10 protein-coding genes are annotated in these 11,827 nt (G+C 67.6%); 4 read left to right on the top strand and 6 right to left on the bottom strand.

Annotation, left to right across the window (positions count from 1 at the left end):
- Window positions 1–89 precede the first annotated feature (89 nt).
- The 5 genes from AC5P5S_RS09810 to creB form a co-directional block, all read right to left on the bottom strand.
- Complete coding sequence (locus tag AC5P5S_RS09810) at window positions 90–1,667, bottom strand: M20/M25/M40 family metallo-hydrolase (RefSeq protein WP_005412699.1); 1,578 nt, start codon at window positions 1,665–1,667, stop codon at window positions 90–92.
- A gap of 169 nt (window positions 1,668–1,836) precedes the next feature.
- Entirely contained in the window at window positions 1,837–2,247 is a 411-nt protein-coding gene (locus AC5P5S_RS09815; protein ID WP_012479575.1) for a hypothetical protein, read from the bottom strand.
- A 10-nt stretch (window positions 2,248–2,257) separates the two neighbouring features.
- A complete protein-coding gene (gene creD / locus AC5P5S_RS09820) occupies window positions 2,258–3,577 on the bottom strand; it encodes a cell envelope integrity protein CreD (protein WP_049397509.1) in 1,320 nt (439 codons plus the stop codon).
- A gap of 81 nt (window positions 3,578–3,658) precedes the next feature.
- Entirely contained in the window at window positions 3,659–5,119 is a 1,461-nt protein-coding gene (gene creC / locus AC5P5S_RS09825) for a two-component system sensor histidine kinase CreC (protein WP_062607467.1), read from the bottom strand.
- Between the two features lie 3 nt (window positions 5,120–5,122).
- Window positions 5,123–5,848, bottom strand: a complete 726-nt coding sequence (gene creB / locus AC5P5S_RS09830; RefSeq protein WP_231336785.1) for a two-component system response regulator CreB — start codon at window positions 5,846–5,848, stop codon at window positions 5,123–5,125.
- Window positions 5,849–5,883: 35 nt separating this feature from the next.
- On the opposite strand from creB, the gene AC5P5S_RS09835 reads away from it, so the two are divergent.
- From AC5P5S_RS09835 to AC5P5S_RS09850, 4 genes are all read left to right on the top strand, one after another.
- A complete protein-coding gene (locus tag AC5P5S_RS09835) occupies window positions 5,884–6,741 on the top strand; it encodes a 23S rRNA (adenine(2030)-N(6))-methyltransferase RlmJ (RefSeq protein WP_111197042.1) in 858 nt (285 codons plus the stop codon).
- Between the two features lie 95 nt (window positions 6,742–6,836).
- Complete coding sequence (locus AC5P5S_RS09840) at window positions 6,837–7,382, top strand: GNAT family N-acetyltransferase (protein ID WP_004150340.1); 546 nt, start codon at window positions 6,837–6,839, stop codon at window positions 7,380–7,382.
- A gap of 149 nt (window positions 7,383–7,531) precedes the next feature.
- On the top strand, window positions 7,532–10,996 hold the full coding sequence (mfd, locus tag AC5P5S_RS09845; RefSeq protein ID WP_005412695.1) for a transcription-repair coupling factor: 3,465 nt from the start codon (window positions 7,532–7,534) through the stop codon (window positions 10,994–10,996).
- Window positions 10,997–11,040: 44 nt separating this feature from the next.
- Window positions 11,041–11,658: an HD-GYP domain-containing protein gene (locus AC5P5S_RS09850; RefSeq protein ID WP_062607463.1), complete on the top strand. Its 618-nt coding sequence runs from the start codon at window positions 11,041–11,043 to the stop codon at window positions 11,656–11,658.
- Window positions 11,659–11,700: 42 nt separating this feature from the next.
- Here AC5P5S_RS09850 and AC5P5S_RS09855 read toward each other — a convergent pair.
- Window positions 11,701–11,827, bottom strand: a 127-nt coding sequence (locus tag AC5P5S_RS09855) for an integrase core domain-containing protein (RefSeq protein WP_146257439.1), incomplete at its 5' end; no start/stop codon positions are given.

Here is an 11,827-nt window from a genome sequence, read left to right on the forward strand (position 1 = left end):
ACGGAGGGGATTAAGTCGCGATTGCCCAGCCTGGGGCGCTGCAACCGGGAAACGGAGGGGAGAAACGACTTAATCCCCTCCGTCCCCTTTTACGGTTCCACCTTGCGCGGGAACGGCTGCTCGCGCATCGCGGCGTTGTAGGCGAACGAGGCGACGATGGCTGCGGCCTGCTTCAGGTCTTCCGGTTCGGCGTGGTCCCAGGTGTCCAGGTGGCTGTGGTGGACATTGGTGAAGTAGTCCAGCCGGTCCTGGATGAACTGGAAGCCCGGCAGGCCGATGCGGTCGAAGCTGATGTGGTCGGTGCTGCCGGTGTTGCGGGTGGCCACGGTGGTGGCACCCACGTCATGGAACGGCGCCAGCCAGGCTTCGAAGATCGGCATCGCCGCAAGGTTTTCCTGCGCATAGATGCCGCGGAAGCGGCCCGAGCCGTTGTCCATGTTGAAGTAGACCTGGAACTTGCCGTAATCGCGGGTCTTCTGCAGCGCGCCGGTGGGCTCGCGCAGCGAGGCCGGCAGCGCCTTCTGCGCCGGGTCGGTGGGTTCCGGGAAACGACCGAAGTGCTTGGCCACATAAGCCTGCGAGCCGATCAGGCCCTGTTCCTCACCGCTCCACAGCGCCACGCGGATGGTGCGCCTGGGCTTGGCGCCGGTGGCCTTGAGGATGCGCATCGCCTCCATCATCACCGCCACGCCAGCCGCGTTGTCGGCCGCACCGGTACCGCTGTGCCAGGAATCCAGGTGCGCGCCGATCATCACCACTTCATCGGGCTTGCTGCTGCCACGGATCTCGGCCAGCGTGTTGTAACCGGGCTGGTCGGCCTCATCGGTGAAGCGTGCTGCCACATCCACGCGCAGGCGCACCGTCTGCTTGGCCTCCAGCGCGCGCACCAGCGGATTGAAGTGCTCGCTGATCATCGCCAGCTCGGGGATGCCCACCGACTCGCCGGCCTTGCGCGAACCACCACCGGCAACGCGGATGATGCCGTTGTCCCAGCTGCTGATGCTGATCGAGGCCAGCGCGCCTTCTTCCACGAAGAACGCATTGACCTTGGTCGCCAGCTGCTGGCGTTCCTGGTACTCCTTGACCCGCTTGGCGCGCTCGGCGGTGGCGTCCTTGTCCTTGGGCAGGGTGAATTCCTGCAGGCCTTCCAGCGAGGTGGCGTCGTGGCGATGCGAATCCGCCTCGGTGCCGCGCTTGTACTCGCGCGCCTCGCCCAGCAGCAGGATCTTGCCGCGCAGCTTGCCGCGGTACTTCTCGATGTCTTCGGGCTTCTTGATCTCGACCTGGACCAGCTCGCCTTCAACCGGCCCCTTGGTGCCCGGCGTCCAGGCCTTGGGCAATGCATGCAGCGGCTGCACGCGGTCGCCCAGCATCTCCACGCTCGCCGAAGTGAACTCCCAGCCGCGCCCGAAGTCGTCGAAGGCCTCGTCGTGGACGTTGTCCAGCTTCCATTCGTTGAACTTGCCGCGGGTCCAGGCGTTGGCGCGACCCATCGCCGGCGAGTTGGTCAGGCGCGGGCCGATGCGCTCGGTGAGATAGCTGAAGGTGTCCATCACCTGCGAGCGGTGGAAGGCCTCCTGGCGGATGCGGCTGACCATGTCCAGGTCCACCGTCTCGCGCTGCTGCGCTGCTGCATTGCCACCCATCGCCAGCGCTGCGGCCAGCATGCCCCACTTCAACACATCGCACCCCTGCCCTTCGGCTCGATCATCAACTCGTCGAGTCTAGCCAGCGGGGGCGCGGGGATACCGTCCCATCGGTCATGGGCGGGAGCGTGCGAACCAAGGTTCGCACTCACACCAGTAGATCCACGCCATGTGTGGATGAACAGCCCAATCACCCGCTCCACCCCAGCCACAACTGTGCCCGTTCCGGCAGCAGCAGCAACCAGTGCCGCCGGTCGATGCTGCTGCAGCCGTACACCGCCGCGTGTGCCGGCCAGTCATCCGGAAGGCCGCCGATACCGATCTCGGCCAGCGCCTCCGCCCCGGCCTTCCATGGCCGGTAGCGCGGCACCCGGCCAGCCACCGCGCCGCGTCCCTGCCGAGCGCCCTGCAGCCAGCGCAATCCCTGCCCCTGCAATCCTTCGCAGGTCACCGCCGCCAGCTGGAAGCGGACCAGGCCGGGGGCGATCCGCGCCCCCGGCAGGGCCGCCAGCACGCCATGTGCCTGCAGCAGCGCATCCACTTCCAGCAGGGCCGGAATGCCCTGCCGTGCCCGTTGCCGCAATCCCTGGCGCCAGCCCATGGCCTGCTCCTTACTTCAGTTCCGCGCCGAGCGCGTACCAGTCGACCCGGCGGGTCACCCACATCGCCAGCGCCAGGATCACGAACAGCAGCAGCGAACCCATCAACAGCGCGTTGTTCTCCGACACCAGCAGGCCATACAGCGCGCCGTACAGCACGGTCAGCAGCGCAGCGAAGCCGAGGCCGCGCTTCCAGTGGCCCAGCACATTGGCCAGGTACACCGCCTGCAGGCCAATACAGGCCACGGCCGATACCAGGTAGGCCTTCCAGAACGCGATGTGCTCGGACAGGCTGATCAGCAGCAGGAAGAAGATCGCCAGCGCCAGGCCCACCATCAGGTACTGCAACGGGTGGATGCGCAGCGACTTGATCAGCTCGAACAGGATGAAGCCGACGAAGGTGAGCAGCACGAACAGCACGCCGTATTTCGAGGCACGGTCGGCCTGGGTGTAGGTATCGACCGGATCGACCAGCGACACCGTCACCGCCTGCGATTCGACCGCACCATCATTGCGCAGCTGGCGCTGGGCATCGGAGGCCAGCGAGGACACCGCCCAGCGTGCATCGAAGCCCTGCGCATCGACGCGTCGCTCATTGGGCAGGAACGCACCGCTGAACGACGGATGCGGCCAGCTCGAACGCAGCGCGATGTGGGTGTCATCGCCCACCGGCACCACCGACAGCATGCGGCTGCCATCCAGGCGCAGCTCCAGTTCAACCGTGCTGGCAGCCAGCGTGCCGCCCTGATCCGCAGCGAAACCGGCCACCGGTGCGTGCAGGCCTCGCCCCACCTCGCTGGCCGCGCCAACGCCCGGCAGCAACCGCAGCTGCTTGCCATCCACGCGCAGGTTCGGCGTACCCACCAGGCCCCGCACATCGGATACACCAACCGCGACATACGGCTGGCCGTAACTGCGGCCGGCCTTCACCGGATAGTCGTCTGCGGCGAAGGTCGCCTTCATCTGGCCGTTCCAGCTGTACACCGGTACCTTGAACAGGCCGACTTCGCGCTGGCTCGGCAGCATCTCGCCGCCGACCTCCAGCGACGCCGGCATCTGCAGCCAGTGCCCCTCGGTGACCTGTATCTCGGTCTTCTTGACGCCCAGCGGGTCGACCAGTTCAACCTGCTTGCGTTCCACCCATGGCACCACCCGCACCGGGCCCACCAGCTGCTGTGCACCGGCGCGGCTGTCGGCCACCCGCGAGAACGCCTCGTCGCGGTATGCGCTGCGTTCGTTGATGACCCCGCGGATCATGGTCAGCGGCACCAGCAGCAGCAGGATCAGCCCGCCGACAATGGCGAACCTCAGCAGCATCTTCAGGGATTTCATGGTCCATCCTCGTTGGAGAGGGCTGCAGGATGGACCGCTGGGGTGAGCAGGGTTTGTGGCGAATTTGAAGCGAGTGTGAAGTCAGCGGCGCGGGCGCTGGCCCGGCGCACCCGATGGCAGCCACAGGCTGGCCACGGTGCCGCCGCCCTCGCGGACGTCGACACTGGCGCGTCCATCGTGGAGGCGCGCGACTTCCTGCACGAATGGCAGGCCCAGGCCGGAACTGCGCCGCCCGCTGCCGGGCCGCGCCAGCGAATAGAAGCGTTCGAACACCCGTTCGCGCGCATAGTCCGGGATGCCGGTGCCGCGGTCGGCCACCTGCAGGCGCACGCCCTGTCCATCCACCTCGGCCTGCAGCGCGATCTCCGCGCCGGACGGCGAGAAGGCAATCGCGTTGTCGATCAGGTTGTGCAGCGCCTGCCGCAGCAGGTAGCCGTCGCCCTGCACCCGCAGGTCGGGCACGTTGCCGATGTGGACCCGCACACCGGCCGCCTGTGCACGCACCTGCGCGGCCGCGGCCGCATCGGCCAGCAATGCCGGCAATGCAATCGGGTCGCGGGTCTGCAGCCAGCCGTGCTGTTCCACTTCGGCCAGCGCCAGCAGCTTGTCGATGGTCTCGGTCAGCCGCTCCTGCTGATCGACAATGCTGCGCGCGAAATGCACGCGGTCCGCTTCGGGCAACGGCTCCTGCAGCAGTTCGGCGGCACCGCGGATCGCCGCCAGCGGGCTCTTCATCTCGTGCGTCAGCGACTGCACGTACTGCTCGACGTAGGCCTTGCCTTCGAGCTTGCGGCGCATCGTTTCCAGCGCCTGGCCGAGATCGCCGATCTCGTCGCGACGGCGCCGTGGTGGTGGCACCGGTTCGCCCGCGCTGACCGCGCGTGCATAGCGGCTGAGCTGGCCGAGGCCAGTGGTCAGCCACATCGTCACCAGCACGCCGACCAGCGCCGACAATCCGATGAGCCAGGCACCGCGCTCGATGATGGCGCGCTGGCTGGCGGCGATGAACGGATCGATGCTGCGGTTGGGCTGGGCCAGGCTGAGCACGCCGATCAGGGTGCGGCCATCGGCCGGGTCGTATACCGGCGCCGCCACATGCATCACCGTATCGCCTTCCTCGCCCGGAATCTCGGGGCTGGAACGGGCACCGTATTCGCCACGCAGGGTGCGGTAGACATCATTCCAGCGCGAATTGTCGCGGCCAAGGTCACGGCCCAGCGAGTCGTAGATGACGATGCCTTTGGCATCGGTGATGGTCACCCGGTAATCCAGCGAGCGCTTCGGGAACCGCCAGACCATTGCCTTCAGGTCGCGCTGCCGTGCCTTGGCCAGGTTGCGGGTGAAACTGCCGCTGCGGATGGTGCCGTCCTTGACGTCGGCGGCGGCCATCTCGGCCAGCACGTTGGCCGCATCGACCAGGGTCGATTCCATCGCCTGGCGCACACCCGGCTTCACTTCGTTGACGAACACGCGCATCACGAAGAAGGCCGCGATGCCGGTGATCAGGAAGAAGCCCAGGAACAGCTTCAGCACCAGGCGCATCGGCTAGACCTCCAGCGCGTAGCCAAGGCCACGGTGGGTGCGGATCGGGTCGTCGCTGGCACCGGCCGCGCGCAGCTTGGCACGCAGCGTCTTTACATGGGTATCGACGGTGCGGTCGGCACTGTCGGCGCTGCTGTCCCAGCCACGGTCCATCAGCTGGGCACGGCTGAGGATGGCACCGGGTCGCTGCAGCAGCGCCTCCAGCAGCGCGTACTCGTAGCGGGTCAGGTCCAGTGCCTGGCCACGGAAGCGGATGCGCCGGCCTTCGCGGTCGATGGCGAACGCGCCATGTTCCTGCCAGCCTGCATCGGCGCTGGGCGCTGCGATGACCGGCGCCGCACGGCGCAGGCGCGCACGCACCCGCGCCACCAGCTCGCGCGGCGAGAACGGCTTGGTCATGTAGTCGTCGGCGCCCAGCTCCAGGCCGAGCACCCGGTCCACTTCATCATTGCGGGCGGTCAGGAAGATCACCGGCAGCTGCGCCGCCGGCCCGGGCTGCGCGCGCAGCCGCCGGCACACCTCGAATCCGCCCAGGTCGGGCAGGCCCACGTCCAGCACCACCACGTCGATATCCCCGGCCTGCAGCCGCTGCAGCGCCTCCCCGCCCAACAGGCAGTGGCTGGCGGCATAGCCATCGCTGCGCAGCGCATAGAGCACGGTTTCGGCGATGGCGGCTTCGTCCTCGACTACCAGGACATGGGCAACGGGAGCTGTCATGGCGCGCAGCATAGCCGCTGCGGCCGCCGCCCCGTACACTGCCGCCCATGAACTATCGCCACGCCTTCCATGCCGGCAACCACGCCGATGTGCTCAAGCACATCGTGCAGCTGGCCCTGATCGACAGCTTCAAGCGCAAGGACAGCCCGTTCTTCGTGCTCGACACCCACGGCGGTGCCGGCCGCTACCTGCTGGCCAGCGAAGAGAGCCGCAAGACCCTGGAGGCCGAATCCGGGATCATGCGGCTGATGGCCCAGCCCAAGCTGCCGGAGGTGGTCGAGCGCTACCTGAAGGCGGTCCAGGCCGACAACCCGGTCGGCGCGCTGACCAACTACCCGGGCTCGCCGCTGCTGAGCGCACAGGCGATGCGTGCCCAGGACCGCATGGCGGTCTGCGAGCTGCAGGAAGCCGAAACGGCCATGCTGAAGGCCCTGTTTGCCCATGACAGCCGCGTCGATGTGCGCGCTGGCGATGGCTATGCACTGCTGCGCTCGCTGCTGCCGCCGAAGTTCAACGGCAGCAAGATCGGTCGTGGCCTGGTGCTGATCGATCCGCCGTACGAGGCGCAGGACGCCGAATACCAGAACATCCTGGCAGCCCTGGCCGAGACCCTGGCACGCTGGCCGCAGGCCACGTGTGCCGTCTGGTTCCCGATCAAGCAGCGCCGCACCATCCTGCATTTCCTGCGCAAGGCCACTGCCCTGCCGGTCAAGTCGGCGATGACGATCGAGTTCCTGGTGCGCCCGGACGACTCGCCGCTGCGCCTCAACGGCAGCGGCATGCTGTTGCTCAACCCGCCGTGGCAGTTCGACCGGGTGGTCGGCCCGGCCCTGCCGGCGCTGCGCCAGCACCTGGGCGAACCGGGGGCCAGCACCCGCCTGGATTGGCTCAAAGCCCCCGAATAACGGCCTTCACGAGGCTGTACCGCCGTGAGCCTTTCGTTCACGGAATGCAGCCCCGGTGATGCCACAATCGATGGACCACCAAGGAATCACCCGGTATGGCCACTCGCAACCGCATGCCGCCCTGGCATGAGATCTTCAAGGCTCCCAGCGGCCACGAGCTGCTGATCCGCCCCATCCGCCCGGAAGACGGCGCACCGCTGCAAGCGGCGTTCAGCCTGTTCGGGCCGGAAGAAATCCGTGATCGTTTCCTGCAGGCGGTGACCGAGCTGTCACCGGAAACCACCCAGCGCCTGACCCACCCCAATCCCAAGACCGAGATCACCCTGGTCGCAGCCGAGTCCCTGCCCGCTGGCGAAGCGGTGGTCGGCGCGGTCGCCCGGGCCTCGATCATCCCCGGTACCCGTGAAGCCGAGTACGCGATCCTGATCAGCCGCTTCCTCATTGGCCAGGGCCTGGGCCGGCAGCTGATGCGCAAGCTGGTGAAGTGGGGCCGCGGCAAGTACCTCGACCGCCTGTATGGCGACGTTGCCGCCGAGAACGAGCCGATGAAGCAGCTGGCCGCCTCGCTGGGCTTCAAGCCGGTGCCGCACCCGACCGGTGCCGAAGGCCTGGTGCGGATGGTGCTGGAGCTGGACAACTGACGGATGCGCCGGGCCCTGCCCGGCCATGCCTCCCGGTAGTGCCGGCCGCTGGCCGGCATTGTGTTCCCCCAACGGCACGTGAGGCCGTCGGCAAACGGCCGGCACGACCCACCGGGCTTCGATCGGGCTTCTGCTAAAATCCGGGGTCCATGTCGCGTACCTCATACCCCGCCCCGCCGCTGCCGCGCGCCGGCCAGCTCCGCGCCTGGTGGCGCGCCCCCGCCTCGCCGACCGCCCTGGCCTGGTACCTGGCCCAGGCCGCGCGTGCGCATGACGCCCCGCTGCTGGTGATCGCCCGTGACAACCACGGTGCCAACCAGCTCGAAGCCGACCTGCAGACCCTGCTTGGCGGTGACCCGGCCCTGCCGGTGGTCGCCTTCCCGGACTGGGAAACCCTGCCGTACGACCGCTTCAGCCCGCATCCGGACATCATCTCGCAGCGCTTGTCCGCCCTGCACCGCCTGCCGGCGCTGAAGCGCGGCCTGGTGATCGTGCCGGTGCAGACCCTGCTGCAGCAGCTGGCCCCGCGCAGCTATGTGATCGGTGGCAGCTTTGACCTGAAAGTCGGCCAGCGCCTGGACCTGGAAGCCGAGAAGCGTCGCCTGGAAAGCGCCGGCTACCGCAACGTGCCGCAGGTGATGGACCCAGGTGACTTCGCGGTGCGCGGCGGCCTGCTCGACGTGTTCCCGATGGGCGCCGACGAGCCGCTGCGGGTAGAACTACTGGACGAGGACATCGACTCGATCCGTGCCTTCGATCCGGAAAGCCAGCGTTCGCTGGACAAGGTCGAGGCGGTGCACATGCTGCCCGGCCGCGAAGTGCCGATGGACGAGGCCAGCATCGCACGCGTGCTGGCCACGCTGCGCGAGCGTTTCGATGTGGATACCCGGCGCAGTTCGCTGTACCAGGATCTGAAGTCCGGGCTGGCCCCGGCCGGCGTCGAGTACTACCTGCCGCTGTTCTTCGAACGCACCGCAACCCTGTTCGACTACCTGCCCGACGGCAGCCTGCCGGTGGTCTGTACCGGTGCGTATGAAGCGTCCGTCGCGTTCTGGGCGCAGACCGCGGACCGCTATGAGCAGCGCCGCCATGATGTGGAGCGCCCGCTGCTGCCGCCTTCGGCGTTGTACCTGTCGCCGGAGCTGCTGCGCGAGCGCCTGAACGATGCCCCGCGCATCGAGGTGTGGTCGGCTGACCACGCGCGCATCGCCGATGCCCACGCGCTGGGTGACCAGCCGCTGCCGCCGCTGCCGGTGGCCGCGCGCGAGGCCCCCGCTGGCGACGCGCTGAAATCCTTCCTCGGCCACTATCCGGGCCGGGTACTGATCGCCGCCGATTCGCCCGGGCGTCGCGAGGCCCTGCTGGAAGTGCTGCAGGCCGCCGAGCTGAAGCCGCCGGTGGTGGCCGACCTGCCCAGCTTCCTCGCCGACGATGCGCGCTTCGCGATCGCGGTGGCACCGCTGGAAGATGGCTTCGCACTGGACGATCCGCGCATCGCGGTGCTGACCGAGCGCCAGCTGTTCCCCGAGCGCGCCGGCAGCACCCGCCGCACGCGCCGTGCCGGCCGCGAGCCGGAAGCGATCATCCGCGACCTCGGCGAACTGACCGAGGGTGCACCGATCGTGCACGAGGACCATGGTGTCGGCCGCTACCGTGGCCTGATCGCGATGGACGTCGGCGGCATGCCCGGCGAGTTCCTCGAAATCGAATACGCCAAGGGCGACCGCCTGTATGTGCCGGTCGCCCAGCTGCACCTGATCAGCCGCTACTCCGGCGCTTCAGCGGAAACCGCGCCGCTGCATTCGCTCGGTGGCGAGCAGTGGAGCAAGGCCAAGCGCAAGGCCGCCGAAAAGGTTCGCGACGTCGCTGCCGAACTGCTGGAGATCCAGGCCCGTCGCCAGGCGCGTGCCGGCCTGGCACTGCAGGTGGACCGTGCGATGTACGAGCCGTTCGCAGCCGGATTCCCGTTCGAGGAAACCCCCGATCAGCTGGCCGCCATCGACGCCACCCTGCGCGACCTCGCCAGCAGCCAGCCGATGGACCGTGTGGTCTGCGGCGACGTCGGTTTCGGCAAGACCGAGGTGGCGGTGCGTGCGGCATTCGCCGCCGCCAGTGCCGGCAAGCAGGTGGCCGTGCTGGTGCCGACTACGCTGCTGGCCGAACAGCATTACCGCAACTTCCGCGACCGCTTCGCCGATTACCCGCTGAAGGTCGAGGTGCTGTCGCGCTTCAAGAGCACCAAGGAGATCAAGGCCGAGCTGGAAAAGGTCGCTGCCGGCACCATCGACGTCATCGTCGGCACCCATCGCCTGCTGCAGCCCGACGTGAAGTTCAAGGACCTGGGCATGGTCATCGTCGACGAAGAGCAGCGTTTCGGCGTGCGCCAGAAGGAAGCCCTGAAGGCGCTGCGCGCCAACGTGCACCTGCTGACCCTGACCGCCACGCCGATCCCGCGCACCTTGAACATGGCCATGGCCGGCCTGCGTGACCTGTCGATCATCGCCACGCCGCCGCCGAACCGGCTGGCGGTGCAGACCTTCATCACCCAGTGGGACAACGCGCTGCTGCGCGAAGCCTTCCAGCGCGAGCTGGCACGTGGCGGCCAGCTGTACTTCCTGCACAACGACGTGGAAAGCATCGGCCGCATGCAGCGCGAGCTGTCCGAGCTGGTGCCGGAAGCGCGCATCGGCATCGCCCACGGGCAGATGCCCGAGCGCGAGCTGGAAAAGGTGATGCTGGACTTCCAGAAGCAGCGCTTCAACGTGCTGCTGTCGACCACGATCATCGAATCGGGCATCGACATCCCCAACGCCAACACCATCATCATCAACCGCGCCGACCGCTTCGGCCTGGCCCAGCTGCACCAGCTGCGTGGCCGCGTGGGCCGTTCGCACCACCGTGCCTACGCCTACCTGATCACCCCCGACCGCCGCGCGATCACCCCCGACGCTGAGAAGCGCCTGGAAGCGATCGCCTCGATGGACGAGTTGGGCGCCGGCTTCACCCTGGCCACGCACGATCTGGAGATCCGCGGTGCCGGCGAACTGCTCGGCGAGGACCAGAGCGGGCAGATGGCCGAGGTCGGCTTCAGCCTGTACACCGAGCTTCTGGAGCGCGCGGTACGCAGCATCAAGCAGGGCAAGCTGCCCGACCTGGATGCCGGCGAGGAAGTGCGTGGTGCCGAGGTCGAGCTGCATGTGCCGGCATTGATCCCGGAAGACTACCTGCCGGACGTGCATACCCGCCTGACCCTGTACAAGCGTATTTCCAGCGCGCGCGACAGCGATGCGCTGCGCGAACTGCAGGTGGAGATGATCGATCGCTTCGGCCTGCTGCCGGATGCGGCCAAGCACCTGTTCGCCATCGCCGAGCTGAAGCTGAAAGCCAACGCGCTGGGCATCCGCAAGCTGGACCTGGGTGAGAACGGTGGCCGCATCGTGTTTGAGTCCAAGCCGAACATCGATCCGATGGCGGTGATCCAGCTGATCCAGAAACAGCCAAACCTCTATGCCATGGAAGGGCCCGACAAGCTTCGCATCAAGCATCCGCTGCCGTTGCCGGAGGACCGCTTCAACGCGGCCCGCGCCCTTCTGACCACCCTCGCCCCGGGTTGATCGCCCCCGAACACCCCGCACCGGTCCCCACCCGGTGCGGGCGGATGACCATGTTTCCTGACGCCGTACCCGCCCCCGACCTGCTGCATGCACAGGCCTGCCTGATCGATGCCCTCTCGATGTCGCTGCAGATGCGCGACGCTTACACCCGCCACCATTGCGACCGCGTTGGCCTGCTCGCGCAGCGCCTGGCCACGCACTGCGATCTCGATGACGATGCCTGTTCGCAGATCGGCCTGGCCGCGCGCTTCCATGACATCGGCAAGATCGGCATTCCCGACGATGTACTGCTGACACCGCGCCGGCATACCGACGAAGAACGCGCGATCATGCGCGAGCATCCGGTGCGCGGTGAACACATCTTCCTGGCCACCGGCCGCAGCGATGCGGCACCGGTTGCGCGGCTGATCCGCGCCCATCACGAGGCGTTCGATGGCAGTGGCTATCCCGATGGGCTGCGCGGCGAGAGCATTCCGTTGGGCTCGCGCATCGTCACCGTTGCGGATGCCTATGACGCGATGACCAGCGTGCGTCCCTACCGTGCCGCGATGGAAAACGAGACGGCACTGCGCATCATCGACGAGCAATCCGGTGGTCTGATCGACCCTTACGTTCTGCAACGCTTCCATCGCCTGCTGGCGCAGGAACCTGAGCTGGCCTGAGATCTTCCCGCACGTGAAACGACCCGGCGGTAGAGTCGACTGTTAGTTGTGTAAACCCACCACGTTGTTCAGCAGGACTCTGGAAATAGGTGGCTGGCCACCGATCCCCATGTGAGGGCGGTGCCAGTTGTAGTGGTGCAGCCATTGGGTCAGCACGGAATTGCGCTGG

It is taken from the genome of Stenotrophomonas sp. YJH_SMC_54 (assembly GCF_059368435.1).

Bases quoted from the DNA above. Each gene is read 5' to 3' on its own strand.
- AC5P5S_RS09810 (WP_005412699.1), bottom strand. From the start codon at position 1,667: ATGCTGGCCGCAGCGCTGGCGATGGGTGGCAATGCAGCAGCGCAGCAG.
- AC5P5S_RS09815 (WP_012479575.1), bottom strand. From the start codon at position 2,247: ATGGGCTGGCGCCAGGGATTGCGGCAACGGGCACGGCAGGGCATTCCG.
- creD (WP_049397509.1), bottom strand. From the start codon at position 3,577: ATGAAATCCCTGAAGATGCTGCTGAGGTTCGCCATTGTCGGCGGGCTG.
- creC (WP_062607467.1), bottom strand. From the start codon at position 5,119: ATGCGCCTGGTGCTGAAGCTGTTCCTGGGCTTCTTCCTGATCACCGGC.
- creB (WP_231336785.1), bottom strand. From the start codon at position 5,848: ATGCTGCGCGCCATGACAGCTCCCGTTGCCCATGTCCTGGTAGTCGAG.
- AC5P5S_RS09835 (WP_111197042.1), top strand. From the start codon at position 5,884: ATGAACTATCGCCACGCCTTCCATGCCGGCAACCACGCCGATGTGCTC.
- AC5P5S_RS09840 (WP_004150340.1), top strand. From the start codon at position 6,837: ATGGCCACTCGCAACCGCATGCCGCCCTGGCATGAGATCTTCAAGGCT.
- mfd (WP_005412695.1), top strand. From the start codon at position 7,532: ATGTCGCGTACCTCATACCCCGCCCCGCCGCTGCCGCGCGCCGGCCAG.
- AC5P5S_RS09850 (WP_062607463.1), top strand. From the start codon at position 11,041: ATGACCATGTTTCCTGACGCCGTACCCGCCCCCGACCTGCTGCATGCA.